Below are 20,727 nucleotides of genomic sequence, written 5' to 3'. Positions count from 1 at the left end.
TTATTTCACCTCAGCATCCTTAAATAACAACGTCTTGATTTCAGCGGGGGCTAAAACATCCGCCGATTTGTCTGGCAATGGTTCTTCGAAGAAGTTGACCGCTTGGGCCGGTTCATTCTTAAAGTTAACGGCTAACGGTGCCGTGTCCGCGCCTAAGTTATACCCACGTAACGTGATGCCGGTGGACTGGTTCGCACGTTTCAAACTCGTCACCGCAAACGCTGGACTTTGGATCTGCAAATAACTCGCCGCTGCCGCAAGATCACCATCATGGTGACCCGTCGTTTGCACGCTAAATGGCACTTGGAAGTTATGGGCATTGTGGTAACTCTCTAATCGTTGGGCGTCACTCCCATCATGCAGTTCCAAACTGTATTCAAAGGTGAACTCACCTTGCGTTTGGGCTTCAGGCGTTGCAAAGTAACCCCAATCACCCATTTCACCCACGGAACGAATCATGGTGAGTGCGATCGTGTTCGTTGCCGGCAAAATTTCATATTCATTCAAGCCAAAGTTACCAACCGTCACCCCGTTGCCCGCTTCGTTTAGGTTCACAAAAGCTTGTTGATGTTGCGGGTTCGTGGGGTTTTCCCACGTCTTAGCCGGCTGGTTAGGCCGCGTGACCGTTTCGTAAATCGAGTCGGATTCGTTCGTCGTCGTTTCTAAATCGGTCTGGAATAACACGCGGACCCGGTGATCCTTCATTTGATTATTCAAGTGGGTCGCAAAGGTCAACTGCTTGCTATGCCGTCCCAGCGTAATCGTCGTCGTAATATCTAATGGTTGTAATTCAGTCGCACGTTTAGCTGTCCGTTGCGTAATATCAATCACGGCTTTTTCTTCCTCAATTAAGCGGTCGTCCGCCGAAACTGGAATTTGCATGTGGTTCACAACTTCGATGGTCGTTCCTAACGCGTCGTCGTGAACTAACCGCGTCGAAACCGGAAAGTCCGTTGAAAGAATGGCTTGATTATCCGCCGTTTGTCGGTAAATGTACTCATTCCCCATGTCCCCAGTATCTTCAAAGACCATCATTTGATGGTACGTCTTACCGGTCTCACGGTTTGTGACCGTTAAACTTCCGTCGGCTGCTAACGTGGCCTGCACCCATTCGTTACTTAGGTCGTGGGCACGATTAGCCGGCGTCGTATCGGCCGCGACGGGACTAGCCGCCACCGTTGCTGGTTGAAGTGCCAACGCCTGCCATGCAAAGGCTGGTAAGCCCGTCATATTAAACTCAATGGTCAATTCAATCGCTTGGTACGGCACCCGGAAACGGTCCTTTGGCAAGTCATAGTGGAACGCGACTTCCTGGTTAATAAGTCGGAACGGAACGGATTGTCCCTGCGCATCAACCACGTTCAGCGCTGGCAAGTTGGCCAGTTCGGCGGCGAGTTCGGCACGTTGTTCTTGAATCGTGCCCGCTTCGCTAAAGTTACGCCGGTCCCATTCAACCGTCGCCGTCACTAAACCTGACTTCGAATAACCGGTCGTATTCACCACGACAAACGGCTTAGCCGTCTCATCAAAACTAGTCGTATTGACCCGACTAGCCAATAAATTAAGGGCATCCTCAGCAACAAAGCGGCTAACTTCAGCGGATTTCGCAAACCGGGTCATCATTTCACGGTGAACTTCATCAACTGAACAGCCACAAATACTGTCATGCGGGTGGTTTTGTAGCAATAATTTCCAAGCATAGCGTAACCGGTCATGTGGATAATCCGCAGCCGGATAAGCCATGGTTGCCAATGGTTCCGCCTGGTTTTCAATCAGACGTTCCGTGGCGGTATTGGTTTGTTTTAAATAAACCCGACTAGACGCCGTGTTCGCTAAGGTATACCAGCCATCCGTTTCTTGGCTGGTCAGTTCCCCATCGATTGTGCTCAAGTCTTCGGGTAGGTCCGCCCGCAACGTCTCCAAATAGTCCGTAAAGTTCGTATGAATAAATTCGTAGTCCGGGTAAAGCTGGTTAGCGACCTTGATGGCCTTCGTCACGTTTGTTTGAACTGGCTGGTGATCGACACCGTTCATCATCAAGAGGTCCCCGGTAGACGCAAACTTCTCAGCATCGGCTAATTTTTGATCCCAGAAAACCTTCGCTTGGGCGGGATCAACTGGAATTTCATTCCCATTGCTGTACCAGTTAGCGAAGAGTAACCCTAAAATCTTGCTGCCATCGGGGCCTTGCCACCACATTTCCGAGTATTGTGATTCAAAATCAGCTTCGCCAGTTTGATTATTGAAACCAGTCGGCGTCACCCCACGTCCAAAAGCGGCGGTCTTTAAGTTGGCTAGCGCCATCATTTGTGGTGTTTGCCCCATGTTACCAAACGTATCCGGGAAATAGCCCAAGGGCACGCCAGCCCCATATTTTTGCACTTCATCGCGCCCGATGATCATGTTTCGAACGTTCGATTCCGGACTGATCAAAAAGTCATCCTGCAAAATATAGAAGGGGCCGATACGGAGTTTTCCCGCTTGAACGGCTGCGACTAATTCAGGTTTTCGCTCTGGCCGCACTTCCAAGTAGTCATCAAGGGCAATCGTCTGACCATCTAAGTGAAAACTATCAAAGGTCGGGTCCTTTTTGAAAATATCCAGCAAGTTATCAATCAAAGTGACTAGTCGCATGTGGTGTTGTTCGTATGGCATATACCATTCCCGATCCCAATGGCTGTGTGAAATAATGAAAACTTTTTTCTTGGTCATAGTGGTTTAACTACCTTTCTATTTTGAAACCCAGCGTCGTCAATAATAGTTCGCAATACATCATGTTTGCCCATGAAAACCAGGCCCGGGTAAAGTGCTGGTCATCATTAACATCAAAAGATTCGTGCATTAAGTCGGTGCCACCCGTTGTTGTGATCAACGTTTGCAAGGCGGCTAATTGTTGGTCGCGGTGGCTGGTCGTGAGCCCCTCCATCGCAATGGCAATCGGCCAAATATAATTTTTAGGCGTGTGGGGACTTCCCTGACCGGCACCACGTGGCCCGCTATAGTAATAAGGATTCTCGGGACTAAGCAAGGTCTGCCGCGTCCGCTGATAATTCACATCTAACAAGTCGCAGTAACCGAGGTACGGTGCACTGAGTAAGCTCGGCACATTGCCGTCGTCCATCAACGTCGCGTGCCCAAGACCGTCAACTTCATAGGCGTAAACTTTTTCGCCGTTCGCGTTCAGCGTGTAGCCGTAAGTTTCAATCCCCGCTTTAACGGTGGCCTGCAGGCGTTGTGCTCGTGCCACGATATTCGGGTCGTCGAGCACGCTACAGAAGATCGTTTGTAAATAGCCAAGAATGACCACTGCAAACATATTGGCCGGGATTAAATAGCCGTATTCACAAGCGTCGTCGCTCGGCCGAAACCCTGACCAAATCATCCCAGTGTCCCCAACCGGACTTCCGTGGCCATCCCCTGGCAAGGAGTCTTCCGGGTGATCCTGCGTCCGGATAAACCGGTACGGTGACGTGCCGTGATGTTGTTCGACTTCGAACGTCGTCAATAACTTCTTAACACCCGTCACAAAGTTAGCGTCAAATTGTGCGGTTGCGCCCGTATTTTTATAAAGGAGGTAGGCGAGCTGGACCGGATAGCACAGGGAATCAATTTCAAACTTACGCTCCCAGATCCAGGGACCCATCTCGGTTTGGTCGGATTGATGGCCGCGACTGTTAGCGGTTTCATTAAAGGCGTTAGCGTAGGGATCGATCGCCATATTGAAGAATTGCCGCTGGACGACTCTGGTGATTAGCTGTGCAATTCGTGGTTGCTCGTGCGCTAGCGCCAAGTACGGTCGGACTTGTGCGGTCGAATCTCGTTGCCACATTGCTGGAATATCACCGGTCAAAATGAACGCATACCCCTGCGCATCGTCTGAGATCGTCGTGGTTAACGTGTTTAAAAAGGTCTTTTGAAAAACCGTCCCCAATTGTGGGCTGAGTGGCTGACTTAACTGGTCAATTTTAGTGACAAAAGCTTGAACATCCTGATCGACATAGTTCGTTGTCATCGTTGCACCTCTTATTTGATATATCATTTGTCTTGATTATAACATGCTGTTTTCAGTTGTATATATCAAATCACGACTTTTTCTTCCCTTTTGTCATCAAAAATGATATATTGTCATTAAAATCAATCACCAAAGGAGGAATGGCGTCAATGGCACGTAAAGAACCCCGCTATTTAACGATTTATCACGATTTAGAGCACCAAATCTTAACGGGTGAGCTGCACCCAGACGAGCAGCTTCCCACCGAATTTCAACTAGCTAAAACCTATGACGTTAGTCGAATTACCTCCAAACGGGCCCTAACTGAGTTAGAAAGCCGCGATTTGATCTATCGCCGGCAAGGCAGTGGTAGCTTTGTTCAACCACATAAAGCCAATTTAACCAGCAAGCAATTATTAGTCGTCTTACCGTTTCCGACTAACGCCGGTCTCGGGGACTACGCTTCCGGTATCAGTGCGGCTGCCAACGCCAAGCACTACCAGGCCGTCACCATGGACCCCCGCGGATTTGCCCAGCTAACGGCTTCCGAAATTAAGCATAAGTACGCCGGCCTCATTTATTTACCACAGGATCTGTACCAAGAAGCTGAACAACTCTACCTATTGAAGCTCGAAAAGGTTCCGGTCGTCTTGCTAGACAAGTCACTCCCCGAACTCGAACTTCCCGTCGTCGCTGCGGATAACTTTAACGGTGGCCAACTCGCGACCAACCACTTGATTCAGCAGCAACATCACCAAATCTTGTTTTACGCTCAAATGGAACGGGCCGTTTTACCAAGTTCCGTCTACGAACGCTACTTTGGTTATTTACAGGCGCTTCACCAAGCTGGGCTCAAACCCGTCGTTTCTATTCATGAACTGACGGCCTTAAATCAACTGACCCCCGATGATTGGTTGACCTATTTAGATCAACACCACATCACTGCCATCGTCGTCGAAAACGACCTGATTGCCATTAAGTTGATGAACCGTTTGCGGGCCGTTGACCCAACCATCTGGCAGCGCCTGTCGATCGTCGGTTTCGATAATATTCAAGCCGCCAGCTTAACCTATCCCGCGTTGACGACCATCGCACAAGATTTCAAGGGGATGGGCAAAAAGGCGGTTGAATTATTGCTCAATCAGCCCAACCAGCCTAGTGTCGTTCGCCTACCAGTTAAGTTAATTAAACGCGCTTCAACCAAAACGTTACCTAAAATTCCCAAGGAGGATTAAATTTTGAAGATTGATGAACTCGATATTCGCCAAGGAACGGCGAACACGTCCCACCGCTCAAGCGGTAATTGCCTCCCCTACGTCGGGGTCCCATTCGGAATGAACTACTTTAGTGTGCAAACCAATGGCGAAGACGGCGCCTGGTTCTTCCAACCAGACGCGCCACGCTGCGAAGGCATCCGGCTGACCCATCAGCCTAGTCCTTGGATTGGGGACTACTGCCACTTACTTTTAACGGCCGTTCAGTGGCAGGATCCTACCGAGCATCCCGATTTAGTCGGTAATTATCGACCTAACGAAGCAACGTTTAACGCTCATCACTTGGCCCTATTTGATGACCACTTCAACGTGCAAACTGACCTGGTACCCACCGCTTACGGCGCGGCCGTCACGTACGACTTTCAGGCCCCGGAATTGGCCCACCGTGGGATTGCGATTCAATTGCCAGATGACGGGCACTTTGAATTAACAAGCACTGGTGTCCGCCTCACAGTGTCCGACTACCACGACGGCGAAGATCCCAGCCTCACCCTCTTTGTCGAACTAACGGTTCCCGGACTTGATCCAGCTCACTCCGGCTACTACGACGCCGACCAGCAATGGCACACGACTACGACGGGGCAAGGTAAATGGTTGACCCTTCTATTAGCCACTACCCAGACCCAATTGGACTGTCGTTTGGCAACGTCTTACCTGAGCGCGACTCAGGCAACGCAAAACTTAGCAGTCATTCAAAAAGACACCGTTCAACAGCTCCAAGATGAAAGCGCTAACCTATGGAACACTTATTTAGGCCGTGTCAGCGTCAAAGATCACCATCCCGCAATGGTCCAAACTTTCTACACCTGTTTATACCGGTTATTCCTGTTTCCACAGCGCTTTTACGAACTAGACGCGGATGGCCAGCCGCAGCATTACGATACGATGGCTAAGCAGATCAAGCCCGGCGTCCTCTATACCAATAACGGTTTCTGGGACACGTCCAAGACGGTCTATTCACTCTTTTCAATCCTAGCGCCCGAACTGATGCCAAAATTCTTACGCGGATTCTTAACGAGCTACCAAGAAACGGGCTTTCTCCCCCGTTGGCTCGCACCGGACGAACGCGGTATGATGCCTGGCAACCTGGTGGATTCCGTCATTGCGGAGAGTGCCAAAAAAGGGTTGGCAACCGACTTAATGCCCGAACTCTTAGCCGCCATGCAAGACAGCGACTCTAAGCCAGCACTCGGCAAACGTTACGGGCGTCAAGGAAGCGCGGATTACGACCAACTGGGCTACGTCCCCGCCGACAAGTACCCTGAGAGTGTCAACTGGACGCAAGATTACTCTTACAGTGATTACTGTATCGGCCAAGTCGCCGACACGCTCAATCAGCCGGCCGTCGCCACCAAGTATTGGCGGCTGTCTAAACGTTACCTCAACTTACTTGATCCGCAGACCGGTTTCTTACGTCCTAAAAATACCGATGGCCAGTTCAAACCGAACTTCGTACCGGACCGTTGGGGCACCGACTACACTGAGGGCAGCGCTTGGCAAAATAGTTTCAGCGCGTTCCACGACATCCAGGGCCTGATGACCGCAATGGGTGGCAAATCAAAATTAGACGCCCAACTAACGACCCTTTGTAACACCAAACCGTCTTACCACGTCGGCGGTTACGAAATGGTGATTCACGAAATGGCAGAGTTAGCCGCCGTTGATTACGGGCAGCTGGCCATCTCAAATCAACCGAGTTTCCACCTGCCCTACCTTTTCAATTACACGGGGCATCCCGAAAAGACGCAGGTCCTCGTTAAACAGTTACGGAAACTCTTTAACGCTTCAACAACCGGTTTTCCAGGCGACGAAGACAACGGCTCAATGTCCGGCTGGTTCATCTTTGCTTGCCTCGGCTTCTACCCAGTGTGCCCAGCCAACGCCGAATACGCGCTTGGTATTCCGGCATTCGACCAGGTTACACTGCACTTAGCCGACCACGACCTGACCTTAACGACGGCCAACAACCATGACCATAACAACTTCGTGCAAAGTACGCTGGTTGACAATCAGCCGTTGACTACCTCAACAATTAGCCACGCCCAACTGATGGCCAGCACTAAAATCGCCACTCGCTTAGGCTTGGTTCCTAACAACTGATTATCGTTAGAAGATCAGTATTTTTCGGCGCTTCGCCGGCAGAATCCGTGGGCCGTGGGGTCGGCTACAGACAAAACCGGTCTTCCGCCTCGCTTGAAAGCCTCAAAGGACGAGTCTTTCAAGTCGCCCCGCACTGTAACCTGGCAAAAAAACGCCAGCTAACAGTGCCGACACTGCCCACTGGTTCTGCCGGCTGCGCTAGGATTGGTTAAAAACAAGTTAAATCAGTGTTTATAGAAGGATCACCTTAGCAGAGGTCGGCCATGCTGAATCTGCCGCGAAAGTGGCGTTGACCGGTGGACTTCCGGTTTACGCCACCGACGTCTTGCGAAACGTGGGGTGGCGGCTCGCAAGTGAGGACTAAGACCGTCTTTCAATCTTAGTCCGGTCGCCGCGGCAGGTGAAATCATGGACGGCCGGAAGCAACAATTTTACCAACTTTGTTAGTGTTGATATCTTGCTAGTATCAGGTTTTTATGATTTTCGACCTTTAGCCATCACACAAAAAATGGTCCCCGTATGGAAAATTCCATATAAGGACCATTTTTTTGATTATTTTACTATACTGCTTCGCCGGAGGTTGGCACTGATAGCATCGGTCGTGCTGGTGGTCTTAGCCCGGTGATTTTTCGGGCTTAAACCACGGACGGTCCGGGACAATTGTGTCTTTTGCAATTGTCCCGGGCGAGGATTGAGACCGCTTTTTAGGCTCAATCCGGTCCCACGACCGCGTGCCATCAGTACCAACCGGACTAGCTTACCGTCTAGGCCATGGGTTGCCCCGCAGCTTGTTGGCGGTACTCTTTTGGCGAAACGTCACAAATCAACCGGAAGTTCTTATAGAAATAGCCACTATTCGTGTAGCCGATTTCTAACGCAATATTGCTAATACTTTCATCCGTACTGAGCAACATTTGTTTGGCCTGGTCAATCCGATACTGATTCAAATACTTGGAAAAACTTGTCTGGATTTCTTTTTTAAATAACTGGCCTAAGTAAACCGGGTTTAAGTGTAGCCGGTTCGCCACTTGCGTTAATGACAAATCCTGTGCGTAATCGGCTTTAACAATGGCAATAACCTGCCGGACGTTCTTTGAATAAGTCAGTTGTGGCTTGGGCTCATAGCGTTGCACCAGTGCGACCACCGTCTGTTCCAACGCCGCAATCGTCGGGGCATTATCAATCAGCGTTAACTGCGCTTCGTAGTCCTGATTGCTAAACGTCTGGTGGTTACTCAAAATGTTCAAGACTAAAAAGGCAACCTGCCGCGCATAGGACGGTGCAACGTGTTCGTTACTTAATTTTACGAACAATGCTTGCGTCAACGTCACCATTAACGCTTGATTATTACTACTTAGCGCTCGCTTAAATTTATCCAGGGACACCTTAGGAATCTCCGCCTGCCGTAACCATTCCGTGCGGGCCGCTCCTGACAAAAATGGCGACCGGCCTTCGTAAAATTGATAAAGTTCCGCTAACGTTTGGGCCTGCTCCAAACTGTCAGCGAGGCCCGCTAGTTGGCTGACCCGTTCGCCCACCGTCACAAATGATGCCCCGGTAATAAGCTGTTGGGCCTCCAACTGTTGAATGAACTTCGTTAAGGATAGGTGCGACCCAACAAAACAAATCATAAATTGATTTTGACTCACGTAATATAAATTCTGCCCTTGCTGCTGGCAAGCCTGACTTAACGCATCATAATTCGTGACGTTATTACAACAAATCATCGTCAACTTATGCGGATTATTCGCCACACCCGCACTGTTTAACAATTGTTCCGTCCCCGCCTCATCAAGTTCCTGTGCCACTAACCGCTCCGTCTGCATTTCCAAATAGTAGTGTCGCGTTGCGGCCGCCTTCGTCTGCGACTCTAATTGCCCATGTGCCTTGATTAACACTTTTTCAAGTTCCTGCGCATCAACTGGTTTGACTAAATAATCAACGGCGCCAAAATGAAGGGCCTGTTTCACATAATCAAACTCTTGATAACCTGATAGTACGATCACCAACGGCGCTTGCGGTAATACTTGCAACTGCTGCATTAGGTCTAGCCCCGTCATCTCAGGCATCCGGACGTCGGTAATAATTAAATCGACCGGCTGCTGTTTGAAAGCTGCTAACGCCTGCTTGCCGTTACGAACCGTCTGAACAATTTTAAATCCGTTTTCTTCCCAATCAACAATTTTGGCCATACCCTTTAAAATCATGTATTCATCATCAACTAACATGACACTATACATTTTAAAGCCCCCTCTACAAAACCAACTCTAAAATTGGTACCGCTTACGTTTGGCGTCACATGCCGTCCTTCATTTTCAGCAATGTTTTCACCATCAAAATCTAGAAAAACCCAAGGTCAGCGCGCCCACTGATCATCTTTTAAAATCACAGTTAAGGTAATATACTAACATAATCAACTATTTGACTAAATTACACCAGTAAAGGCGCTCACAGATCATCTGTGAACGCCTTTATATTTATCAATTATTCCCTTGGAGGTGGGATAATGATTTGCTATTACCCGTGGTCATCAAATTACAGTACAGGCCACGAATCAGCGGTAACTAAATTTATTTTAAAATTGGTCGTTTAAGCTTCCGTCGGTTGCTGTTCTTCTTCTTCATCCAGCATGATTGAACTTTGGGTCTCCTTGTCAAAGAAGTGCGCCTTATTGATATCAAAACCCATTTCAATGACGGTGCCTGGTTGATGGAAATCACGCGCGTCAACGTTCGCCACGAATTCCGTGTCGCCCACTTGACTGTATAACTGACTCGTTGCCCCTAATAGTTCGGACACGTTGATCGTTGCTTTAACCGTTTGCTTTGGCCAAGTGTCGATGAACACACTTTCAGTATGAATATCTTCTGGGCGAATCCCGAAAACGATATCCTTGCCATTGTAGCCGCGCTTATTTAGCGTGCTGGCCATCCCTTCAGGAACGTGTAATTTAACGCCCTGGTGATTATCGATCACGTTATCTTTAAAGCTGACGTTGAAGAAGTTCATGGCTGGTGAGCCAATGAACCCGGCCACAAACATGTTCCGTGGTCGATCATAGATTTCGGACGGACTCCCGATTTGTTGTACTTCCCCCGTAGACATAACAACCACGCGGTCAGCCATCGTCATCGCTTCCGTTTGGTCATGGGTCACGTAAATCGTGGTCGTGTCCAAGCGCCGGTGTAATTTTGCAATTTCCGCCCGCATGGAGACCCGCAACTTCGCATCCAAGTTAGATAACGGTTCATCCATTAAGAAGATGGGCGCATCCCGAACGATTGCCCGGCCTAACGCAACCCGTTGCCGTTGCCCACCGGACAAATCAGCTGGCTTACGGTCCAAGAAATCAGTTAGCCCTAGAATTTCGGCGGCATTTTCCACCCGTTTATCAATCTCTTCTTTTGTATACTTACGCAGCTTCAACCCGAAGGCCATGTTACCGGCCACTGTCATATGTGGATACAGGGCGTAGTTTTGGAAAACCATCGCGATATCACGGTCACGCGGGGGAATATCATTCATGACTTTATCCCCAATTTTCAAAGTTCCCTGGGTAATATCTTCCAGACCAGCAACCATCCGGAGCGTGGTTGACTTACCACAGCCTGATGGTCCAACGAAAACGATAAATTCCTTGTCTTTGATGTGCAAATCAAAATCATTAACCGAGTTTTTAGTCGCATTGGGATAGCGTTTGTAAATATGATCTAGATCGATTTCAACCATAATATATACCAGACTTTCTCAAAATACACTTATTTTTATACCAGATTATTCAGTATTAGGAACGATTTTATACCAACTTTTAACAGTTCTTATTCTAAGTGAAAACGTTGTCATTAACCATAGGCACATTGTACAAAAAGTCGGCCAACAACTGGCAAACAGTCCGAAAAATGGTTACTGGCGATTTTAAATTACTTCAATAACGATGCAGCCAACGCAAAGTCGCCCACCGTTGCCGACGCGTTATCGGCAAAATGGCTGTGCACGATTAGGTCGTCAGGAATCTGCACGTAGTTATGGTTAAGTTGGTCAAAAGTCTCTCGGACTTTAATGATGTTGTCATCATCAACAACGGAACCACCAAAAATAATCTTTTCGGGGGCGTAATTCACAAAGGCGCTGAAAGCCATCTGGGCAGCGTAGTAGTTGATGAAATCAAACACCGGATGATCCCGGTCTAACTTTTCTCCAGGAATCCCCGTCCGACCTTCAATTGTTGGACCAGCTGCGACCCCTTCAAAGCAGCGATTACCGTGAAATGGGCAAAAGCCTTCGTAATGATCATCTGGATGCAGCATGACCGGGGCGTGACCCATTTCAAGGTGGGAGTATCCCCCGATGAAGTGCCCATCTTGGATGACACCCCCGCCAATGCCCGTTCCAATCGTGAAGTAAACGGCCGAATCAACGTCTTTGGCACTGCCTGCAATATATTCGCCATAAACCGACGCGTTCACGTCAGTCGTAAAGTAAACTGGCACGTGTAACGCTGCTTTTAACGTGCCAACCATATCGGTTCCCGTCCAACCAGACTTCGGGGTAGCTAGAATATGACCATAGTCGGCCGTTCCGGGTTTGATGCCGATGGGGCCAAACGAACCGAGACCAATTGCGTCGACCGGATTTTCCTTAAAAAAGGCAATGCAACCAGCTAAAGTCGTTGCGGGATCTTCAGTTGGAATTCGTTTTTTAGCACTAACCCGATACGCTTCATCCGCTGCGGCTAAAATAAATTTAGTGCCGCCCGCTTCAATGCTGCCTAGTTTTTGACTCATAATAATCACCTTACTCATTCAATTTATTTAACTACATTCAAATACGACCCACATAATAATCAGCTAGTCTTCCTTAATCGCAAATGCCATGGTCATCATGACGCCCTGCTGACCATCGCTAGCAATCGCCATCGTAAACGAGTCGCCAAAAGTATCAAGCATCCGGGAATAAACGTTTTGTAACCCAATCGATTGCTGTTGTTCGGCGTTCAACGGCTCACGCATCTTGTGATTGATGGCCGTGACTTCCGCCGCGGTCAGGGGCCGCCCGTTATTCACAATTTTGACTTTGACCAGTGGCCCTTCCCACCATGCTTTGACACTCAGCGCGTTATCCTGACGAGCAAAATCCACACCATGGACGAAATAATTTTCGACTAACGGTTGCAAACTGAACTTAGGCACTTCCACGGTCGCTATCGCCGGATCAATTTGGAACTGGTAGGCGAGCCGGTCAGGAAACCGAACTTGGTATAAAAAGACGTACTTTTCAATAAATTTCAACTCATCCTTGATCGTCGTACGGGGTGACAAATCGGTGTTATTTCGTAGCAACGCGGCAAAACTATAAACTACGTTGGCTAATTCCGGCTGATCCGCATCTAGCGCCGCCATCCGAATATATTCCAAGGTATTGGACATAAAATGCGGATTAATTTGGGCTTGTAACGCCTTCCGGTTGGCCTCTTGCTGGGCAATTTGTAATTGATAAATGGTATTAATATGTTGATGAATCTCTTCCAACATCGCGTTGATACCATCCGCCAACGTCCGTAAATCCGTGGGTTTCAAATCAACGGGCACCCGCGCATCCAAATTACCAGCGGAAACGGTACTGACCGTATCCACAATGGAATCTAACTGGTGCTGATAACGCCGAAAAGTTAACCACAGCCCAATACTGAGTCCAAATAATAGCACTAACCCCAGTAAGACCAACGGCAAGACGTGGTCAATCAGTAGGGTACGCAAGGTCGCGCGATTGATAACCGTTGTCAGACGGTACCCGGATGGTAACACTTTGGTACTCACACGGTAGCCACTTAAGTTGTTGGTATTATTGGCATCCAACGCCCGTTTAAATGCTTTTTTAGAGCTTGCTTTGACGTCCTTACCAGCAAAATAGAAAACCGCGTCATTCGCATCCGATTCAACCGCAATTTGCAGCGCCCGCGTGCCCGGAATCTGCCGTAACTGCTGATTTAGATCACTTTGATCGAAGCTCAAGCTGATCACACCATCAGTCTCTAAGGTGTACTGATTGACTAACGGGGCACTGATTGCAAACTTTTGCTTAACATCCTTCGCCGCATACAGCCCACCCCCGGGATTGGCTGCCGTCGCCACGAAAACCTTCTTCTGGTTTAAAAGGCGCAGGGTCAACTGGCTGGCTTGGTCATGTTGAACAAAGAATTGACGGGATTCAGTTGGCCAGAAAAAGTACGGCCCCCCGTGAATGCTCTTATTAATGGCATAATCACTGTATGCCGTTATTGATGAATCAAAGTACTTCTCGATACTAGGTAAATTACCAGTCGCAGTCGTGAGTTGGGTCGCAAATTGTGAAATCACTTGTTGATTTTGCATCACCGCCTGACTAACTTGTGCGGTCGCCGTCGTTTCTGCTTGCCGAATTTCTGAATCATAGGTCCGTACGCTCACTGTCACAAAAACGCTGGTCGCCAAAACAACCATCACTGAAATGATGGTTGTATAGACCTTAATTAAGCGGGCAAAACTTGACCGCAAAATGTGATCATGAACATGCATTTAAACCGCCTCGAGCATTTTATCAATTTTGGCATACCACTGATGTGACAACACGTCGGTCGCAAACATATAGATTCCGGGACTCAAGAAAATAATTAGCCCTGGCCACTTCAAGGAAATAACGATCATCGTGATCGTCACGACAATGAACACTAACAACTGCATGAAGCTACTGAAGAATTGAACAACGGCTAATTTGACCGCGTCTTTAAAGGTCACGTCGTAACGGGACCGAATCATGGTTGTAAACATCGCCAAGCTGAAATCGAAAATCAACGCCGCAACGATGATAAATTGAACAAATAGCATCCACGCCTGACTGACCGTCGTGCTTAAATACAAGTTATAAGCCAGCACGATACCGGTGCCTAAAAAGATCCAAGTATGCAAGTTTTCTTGCCAGAAGTCAGTCTTGAATCGACCCCAAGCCGTTTTAAAGGAATATTTTTTATAATCCCACTCGTTATCCATGTACATCTCACTCATCGTCCGAAAGGCGGGCCCAATTCCTAATACGATCAGACCAGCGACCGTCAAAATCCAGAAATACACGGTCATGATCAAGAAAACAAATATGCGGGTAAAAATCCGATCAGCTGCACGTCCCATGCTAATTCCTCCTCGTTGGTTCTGTTACATTCTCGTTTTGAAACTGGCTTTTTAGTTTATCCCACTATTACTGTAAGAGCACCATGAACGCCTCATATGGTCGCAGTTGGATATCACCCAACTGGTTGGGATAATCATCATAATTTCCCACTAACCGTCTAGCTGATCGTTCAGGTAACGTTACGGCTACCGGTTCAGCCCCGAAGTTACTGCAAACTAACCACGTCACTTCGCCTAACGTCCGGGTGTAGGCAATTACGTCGTCGGGAACAGCCAGAGCTTGAAAGTCCCCAGTCTGTAGCACCGGCTGCGTTTTTCTAAGTTGAATCAATTGCTGATACGTCTCAAAAATGCTATCTGGTTCAGTTAAAGTTGCCCGCACGTTGATGGTTTGATAATTGGGATTGATTGCTAACCACGGCTGACCAGTACTGAAACCAGCGTTTACGCTAGTATCCCACTGCATTGGTGTGCGGGCGTTATCACGGCTAAACCGGTTGATCTTTTCCATCGCCATCGTCGCCGAATCACCTTGAGCACGCAGCTGCCGATAAATGGTCCGCGCTTCGACGTCGTCAACTTGTTCAATCGTTGTGACCGGACAATCGGTCATGCCAATCTCCTCACCTTGATAGATGTAGGGCGTGCCCTTCAGGCCGTGCAAGGTAATGGCTAACATCTTGGCACTCAGTTTGCGGTTGGATCCGGTTGGCCTCCCGAAGCGTGAAACGGCACGGGGCAAGTCGTGGTTATTCCAAAACAAACTGTTCCACCCATCCGTTGCTAATTCGCGTTGGCACGCATATAAGGCCGCCTTCAATTGTGGCACGGATACGGGATGGGTTTCCCACTTCTCACCGCCCACCTTTCGATCCGCCCATAAATGGCCAAATTGAAAAATCATACTGAGTTCTTGGTGGGCAGGACGACTATATTGCAAGGCTTCCTTAGGTCCCGCACTCCAAGCTTCGCCGACCGTTAAAAAGTCCCGGTCAGCCCAAGTTGCGCGGTTCATTTCATGTAAATAATCATGCAGATGCGGGCCGTTAACCAGCTGTTTTTCAAACGGCTCTTTCCCAATCATGTCGATGACATCCATCCGAAAACCACCGATGCCCTTATCAATCCAAAAGTTCATCATGTCATAGACGGCTTGGCGTAACTCAGGATTCTGCCAGTTTAAATCAACCTGTTTGGCTGAAAATAAATGCAGAAAGTACTGGTCACTCGCTGAATCGCGCTCCCACGCGGAACCGCCGATGAAACCCGAAGTGAGGTCATTGGGTTCATGGCCGTCGATTGGGTCCGACCACACGTAATAATCCCGCGTTGCACTATCCATCCCCGTCCGTGCATTAACGAACCAGGCGTGCTCATCACTCGTATGGTTCACGACTAAATCCATCACAATGCGAATATCGCGTTGCCGGGCTTCTTCAATTAAGCGTTCCATGTCGGCCATCGTCCCGTATTCCGGGTTAATGGCTTGATAGTCAGAAATATCATACCCATTGTCCGCGTTGGGACTTTGATAAACCGGGCTCAGCCAGAGCGCGCCCACCCCTAATTGTTGCAGGTAGTCCAACCGACTAATAATGCCGGGTAAGTCACCGATACCATCACCGTTACTATCTTGAAAGCTCCGGGGATAAATTTGATAAACAACTGCACGCTGCCACCAATGCTCGCTCATCTCGATCATCCTTTCTGAAGTTATTGAAAACTAAATTCAAAAATTAATTACGCTTGTATCAGTGAAAACTAACCACTTGGAGGCTATTCTGATTAGCACTGAGTATTTGATGGTAATACCCGACGGAGCGGCTCTATCATCACTGTGCTGAAATTATTAAAAGAGCTATGTAGACAAAGAAGTCGTAGCGCAATTGGCCCGACCTCTTTGTGTGACTCATGGTTGACTATTTTTTAGCCAAGAAGGCGTCATACTGTTTCTGTAATTCTTTTTGAACCTTGTCATAACCAGCCGTCTTCAGTTCCTTGTCCATCTTCTTGATGGTTGGTTCTGGATCAGCGGTACCGGTGTTAAGAATATCGAGGTACTTACTCATAACGTTGGAGAGGTTCGTGATTTCAGTCTTCAATGCCCGCGTATCTGGGTTGAACCCTAACGCTGCGGAAGTCTTGGAGTTAGCGATTGAATCATCACGTTTCTTGATCATGGCGTTCGTTGTGGTATCAAGGGTGTACAAGTTCTTGTTGTTCCCCATCATCCACGCACCGATAAAGTAACCTGGTTTGTACTTCTTAGTTAACTTAATCTTGCCCTTGTCTTCGTTCGTGAAGTTCCATTGGTCGCCTTCAAGTCCCCAAGTAATGTTGTTAAGCAACTTCTTGTTCGTGTTCATTAAGTTCAACACTTTCATTGCTTCAGTCTTATGCTTAGAAGTCTTGGAGATGTTCCAAACGGCAACTTGCGTTTGTGCAGAAGATTTGTATGGGTCAGTGATGGCTTTAGATTGCATCTTCTTGCCACCGGCGCTGTTTTCCAAAGTTGTATCGCCGTAATCGTAAGGACCTTGGGTTTCTTGACGAACGAACCACGTGTTGTCTTGCAAGTTGTATTGCGTACTTGAAGTTGCGGCGTCCTTTGGAATGTATCCCTTTTCATAATAGCTATGCAACGTCTTTAAAATACCCTTCATTTCAGCGGTATCGTAGACATTCACGATCTTCTTGTTCTTACCACTGGAATCGATACCGAATGGTAAACCGTTACCCAATGGGAAGTCCATATGTGCTGGTGACGCTTTGAAACCTTGACCAATGGCGAAGGCAGCGACCCCAGGGTTTTGCTTGTGGAATTTAGCTAAAGCAGGTTCCATGCTTGCGTATGAATTAACGCCCTTGATGTTAATGTTGTTTTTGTCTAAGAAGGATTGGTTGAAAGTTAACATGTTTTGCGCGTAAACGTTGGCATTAACTGGGAAGCCATAAATCTTGCCGTTAACTTTTAAGCCTTTCCAGTATGATGGATTAACTTCTTTGTAGGCCTTTTTAGCCACCCCATTTTTCAGTTCATCCGTCATATCGGCGTAGGCACCCTTGAGGGCGTTGTTAGTATAGCTTTGTGAGAACGCTAAGTCATAGCTGTTACCAGACGTTACCATAACGTTATACTTTTGTTCGTAATCACCCCAGCCAATAAAGTTCATCTTAACGTTGATATCTTTATACGTTTTATGAATTTCTTTGTTGGCCTTTTTGAGCATTGCATCGTAGTTCTTTGGCTTGTCCCCAGGCATATACATGTTAACCGTGGTCGTTTTGCCTGATGAAGCACTATCTGACTTTCCACAACCCGCAAGTGCGATGGTACCTAGCGCAGCAACACTAACAACCGCTGCCCCTTTTACAAACTTGTTCATACGTTTCATCCTCCTTGGAATGAGCCCATGAGCGTCAGCTAACCAGTTCATCTAAAATGATCAACATAATTTCAGAATTTAAATTTTTGAATGGCACTAATCATCATCATTAGCGTCACCAACCAGCCAACTCACCAGCAATAAATTTATACCCAACCTAAAGTGTTCGAACTAACCTTTGACCCCACCAATCGTCATCCCTTTGACGAAGTACTTTTGGAAGAATGGATAGGTCAACGCAATTGGTAACGTTGCCACTACCACGATTGCGAAGCGCATCCCTTCGGATGGCACGCTGGTTGCACCAGCGACCGCGCCGTTGTTCGCCATGTTTTGCGTCATGTACTGAATGTTGTTTTGAATCTTGACTAACAAGTACTGCAGTGGCGTAACGCTGTCCTTGTTGATGTACAGCAAGGCGTTCATCCAATCGTTCCAGTAACCTAGCGACGTAAATAAACTGATAGTTGCAATCCCAGGAATGGCAAGCGGTACCACAATTGTCCAGAAAATTCGGAACTCACTGGCACCATCCATCCGGGCAGACTCAATGATTGCTTCTGGAATCGACGTTTTGAAGAAGGTCCGCATAATTAACACGTTGTAGACCCCAAAACTCATCGGTAAGATCAACGCCCAAATATTATCTTGCAAGCCCAGCATTTGGGTCACAATCAAGTAAGTTGGCACCATCCCAGGAACAAAGAGCATCGAGATTAAAGCGAAGATGGTAAAGAATTTTGCGTAGGCGAAGTCGCGCCGCGAAATCGCATAGGCATAAGTTGAACTAAACAAGCTGTTCATAATCGTCCCCACGATTGTGACGAAGACCGTCACACCCAGTGAAACGAGGACTTGGTGGCCCATTTTTGACAAGTATTGGTAACTAGCAAACGTCCAATGCTTAGGCCAGAATTGATACCCATAAGTGGTAATATCCGCTTCCTTCGTCAGAGACAAGATGATAATGAAGAAGAAAGGCAGGATACAGGATAAGGCGAAAATCCCGATAAAAACGTTGAAAAACAGGTTGGCGCCAGGTCCGAACTTGCGAATTTCAACTGCTGAAATGTGCTTTTTTTTACGCAATGGCGTCACCTCCTAAAAGAGTGCTGATTCTGGCCGCTTCCGACGAATAATCCAGTTACTAGTGAAAATGAGTAAGGCCCCAACAACCGATTGTAATAATCCGGCGGCGGTGGACATCCCAATATCGTTAGTTGTCGTTAACGCCCGGTAAATGAACGTATCGAATGTCTGCGTGACGTTGATTAAGGCGCCCGATGAACGTGGAATTAAGTAGAATAGTCCAAAGTCACTCCGGAAGATCCCACCAATATTTAAGATCAACATCAGCGTTGCAACGGGTAAGATATGTGGTAACGTAACGTTCTTGATCTGTTGCCACTTGTTCGCACCATCCATCATGGCCGCGTCGTAGTAAGACGGATCAATCCCCATGGCGGTAGCGAAGTACAGAATACTGTTGTACCCGATCCCTTTCCAGACTCCGAGGAAGATAATGATAAACGGCCAAACCCACGGCGTGTTATAGAAATCGATTGGCGTTCCACCCATCGCTTGGATAATGTGGTTGAAGATCCCTTTATCGGTGCTTAAGAACGCGTAAACGAAGTAAGCCAGAATTGCCCACGATAGGAAATATGGGAACAACATCGACGTTTGATAAACTTTCAGCAAACGTTGATTCCGCATCTGACTCATGACAACTCCGAAGAAGATGGCAAAGAAGAAGTTCAGTAACAGGAAGGTCATGTTATACCCGATCGTGTTACGAATCACTAGCCAGAAATCCGCGGACTTGAAGAAGAAAGTAAAGTTCTGGAACCCGACCCAAGGACTATGGAGCACACTGTAGATAAATCCTTGTTCTGAATATTGGAAATCTTGGAAGGCTACAACGTTAGCCAACACTGGAATGTAGAAGAAAACGATTAAAAACAGTGAACCAGGTGCGACCATTAATAAGTACACCCGGTTATCCCAAAAACGCTGAAAGGACTTCTTTTTCTTAATCGGCGGTAATGGCACTGCTTCTGTAACGGCTGGGTCTTGCGTCATCGTTTCTCCCTCCTTTCATTTATTACACTTGCTATAGTAACCGCTTTCTTTATAGCCAACAATCAACTAATTTAAGGGAAATACCAACAAATTTAAGATTTAAACAAAATTAGATATATTTTTTGTACAAAAACCAACAACGGCCATCAGTGGGGTTCACCGATGGCCGTTGTTGGTTTCTAAATTGCCAATTCTAATTTTCATTACTGCTTTAAGCGCTGTCTAAACTAGTTATTCCGGTTGGCGCTGATGACATTAAGTTACAGAACCGGAATACTTGCAAAAAGATACACTTTTTCCGGGCCATTCGTACCAACCTTCTGAATATTCGACAGAAATAACAATAGTAAAACTATCTTTAGCGCAGTCGGTAAACTTGCCGCTTCCGGCCGCCCATAATTTCACCTGCCGGGGCGACCGGACTAAGCCTGAGAAACGGTCTTAGTCCTCGCTTGCAAGCCGCTAGCCCACGTCTCGCAAGACGTCGGTGGCGTAAACCGGAAGTACACCGGTCAACGCCACTTTCCCGGCAGATTCATCATGGTCGACCTTCAGCTAAGGTGATCCTTCTATAAACATTGATTTAGCTTATTTTTAACCAATCCTAGTGCAGCCGGCAGGACCAGTGGGCAGTGTCGGCCATGTTGCCTGGCAGTATATGCCAGGCGACATGGCGGGGCGTCTTGAAAGACTTGGGCTTTAGGCTTTCAAGCGAGGCGGAAGCCCGTACT

Annotated in this window: 13 protein-coding genes; 2 read left to right on the top strand and 11 right to left on the bottom strand. The window is 47.6% G+C overall.

The window, feature by feature from the left end; all coding sequences use genetic code 11:
- A complete protein-coding gene (locus AAA939_RS00520; RefSeq protein ID WP_338207591.1) occupies window positions 1–2,712 on the bottom strand; it encodes an alpha-mannosidase in 2,712 nt (903 codons plus the stop codon).
- A 10-nt stretch (window positions 2,713–2,722) separates the two neighbouring features.
- Window positions 2,723–4,012: a glycoside hydrolase family 125 protein gene (locus AAA939_RS00515; RefSeq protein WP_338207592.1), complete on the bottom strand. Its 1,290-nt coding sequence runs from the start codon at window positions 4,010–4,012 to the stop codon at window positions 2,723–2,725.
- A gap of 149 nt (window positions 4,013–4,161) precedes the next feature.
- On the opposite strand from AAA939_RS00515, the gene AAA939_RS00510 reads away from it, so the two are divergent.
- The gene (locus AAA939_RS00510; RefSeq protein WP_338207593.1) at window positions 4,162–5,226 is read left to right on the top strand and encodes a GntR family transcriptional regulator; all 1,065 of its coding nucleotides are present in this window, start codon (window positions 4,162–4,164) and stop codon (window positions 5,224–5,226) included.
- Window positions 5,227–5,229: 3 nt separating this feature from the next.
- A complete protein-coding gene (locus AAA939_RS00505; RefSeq protein WP_338207594.1) occupies window positions 5,230–7,365 on the top strand; it encodes a GH92 family glycosyl hydrolase in 2,136 nt (711 codons plus the stop codon).
- A gap of 764 nt (window positions 7,366–8,129) precedes the next feature.
- On the opposite strand, the gene AAA939_RS00500 is transcribed toward AAA939_RS00505, so the two are convergent.
- The 9 genes from AAA939_RS00500 to AAA939_RS00460 all read right to left on the bottom strand — a co-directional run bounded on the left by AAA939_RS00500 (window position 8,130) and on the right by AAA939_RS00460 (window position 19,996).
- A complete protein-coding gene (locus AAA939_RS00500; protein WP_338207595.1) occupies window positions 8,130–9,605 on the bottom strand; it encodes a response regulator in 1,476 nt (491 codons plus the stop codon).
- A 349-nt stretch (window positions 9,606–9,954) separates the two neighbouring features.
- Window positions 9,955–11,094, bottom strand: coding sequence for an ABC transporter ATP-binding protein (locus AAA939_RS00495; protein WP_338207596.1), 1,140 nt, complete (start codon window positions 11,092–11,094; stop codon window positions 9,955–9,957).
- A gap of 191 nt (window positions 11,095–11,285) precedes the next feature.
- Window positions 11,286–12,149: an ROK family protein gene (locus tag AAA939_RS00490; RefSeq protein WP_338207704.1), complete on the bottom strand. Its 864-nt coding sequence runs from the start codon at window positions 12,147–12,149 to the stop codon at window positions 11,286–11,288.
- A 63-nt stretch (window positions 12,150–12,212) separates the two neighbouring features.
- Window positions 12,213–13,919: a sensor histidine kinase gene (locus tag AAA939_RS00485; protein ID WP_338207597.1), complete on the bottom strand. Its 1,707-nt coding sequence runs from the start codon at window positions 13,917–13,919 to the stop codon at window positions 12,213–12,215.
- Window positions 13,920–14,528 carry a YesL family protein gene (locus tag AAA939_RS00480; protein ID WP_338207598.1) on the bottom strand — a complete coding sequence of 203 codons (609 nt, stop codon included), beginning with the start codon at window positions 14,526–14,528 and terminating at the stop codon, window positions 13,920–13,922.
- Window positions 14,529–14,595: 67 nt separating this feature from the next.
- Window positions 14,596–16,221, bottom strand: a complete 1,626-nt coding sequence (locus AAA939_RS00475) for a glycoside hydrolase family 13 protein (RefSeq protein WP_338207599.1) — start codon at window positions 16,219–16,221, stop codon at window positions 14,596–14,598.
- A 226-nt stretch (window positions 16,222–16,447) separates the two neighbouring features.
- Window positions 16,448–17,914: an ABC transporter substrate-binding protein gene (locus tag AAA939_RS00470; protein WP_338207600.1), complete on the bottom strand. Its 1,467-nt coding sequence runs from the start codon at window positions 17,912–17,914 to the stop codon at window positions 16,448–16,450.
- 171 nt (window positions 17,915–18,085) lie between these two features.
- Window positions 18,086–19,003, bottom strand: coding sequence for a carbohydrate ABC transporter permease (locus tag AAA939_RS00465; protein WP_338207601.1), 918 nt, complete (start codon window positions 19,001–19,003; stop codon window positions 18,086–18,088).
- Between the two features lie 12 nt (window positions 19,004–19,015).
- Entirely contained in the window at window positions 19,016–19,996 is a 981-nt protein-coding gene (locus AAA939_RS00460) for an ABC transporter permease (protein WP_420914904.1), read from the bottom strand.
- Between the last annotated feature and the right edge of the window lie 731 nt (window positions 19,997–20,727).

The sequence above is a fragment of the Lactiplantibacillus paraxiangfangensis genome (genome assembly GCF_036246185.1).
In the GTDB taxonomy this organism is placed as follows: Bacteria; Bacillota; Bacilli; order Lactobacillales; family Lactobacillaceae; genus Lactiplantibacillus; species Lactiplantibacillus paraxiangfangensis.
The sequence above is the reverse complement of the archived record's forward strand: the minus strand, read 5'-3'. Positions and strand labels throughout refer to the sequence as shown.

Coding starts and splice junctions, on each gene's coding strand:
- AAA939_RS00475 (WP_338207599.1), bottom strand. CDS start 16,221: ATGAGCGAGCATTGGTGGCAGCGTGCAGTTGTTTATCAAATTTATCCC.
- AAA939_RS00470 (WP_338207600.1), bottom strand. CDS start 17,914: ATGAACAAGTTTGTAAAAGGGGCAGCGGTTGTTAGTGTTGCTGCGCTA.
- AAA939_RS00500 (WP_338207595.1), bottom strand. CDS start 9,605: ATGTATAGTGTCATGTTAGTTGATGATGAATACATGATTTTAAAGGGT.
- AAA939_RS00490 (WP_338207704.1), bottom strand. CDS start 12,149: ATGAGTCAAAAACTAGGCAGCATTGAAGCGGGCGGCACTAAATTTATT.
- AAA939_RS00515 (WP_338207592.1), bottom strand. CDS start 4,012: ATGACAACGAACTATGTCGATCAGGATGTTCAAGCTTTTGTCACTAAA.
- AAA939_RS00510 (WP_338207593.1), top strand. CDS start 4,162: ATGGCACGTAAAGAACCCCGCTATTTAACGATTTATCACGATTTAGAG.
- AAA939_RS00485 (WP_338207597.1), bottom strand. CDS start 13,919: ATGCATGTTCATGATCACATTTTGCGGTCAAGTTTTGCCCGCTTAATT.
- AAA939_RS00460 (WP_420914904.1), bottom strand. CDS start 19,996: ATGACGCAAGACCCAGCCGTTACAGAAGCAGTGCCATTACCGCCGATT.
- AAA939_RS00480 (WP_338207598.1), bottom strand. CDS start 14,528: ATGGGACGTGCAGCTGATCGGATTTTTACCCGCATATTTGTTTTCTTG.
- AAA939_RS00520 (WP_338207591.1), bottom strand. CDS start 2,712: ATGACCAAGAAAAAAGTTTTCATTATTTCACACAGCCATTGGGATCGG.
- AAA939_RS00495 (WP_338207596.1), bottom strand. CDS start 11,094: ATGGTTGAAATCGATCTAGATCATATTTACAAACGCTATCCCAATGCG.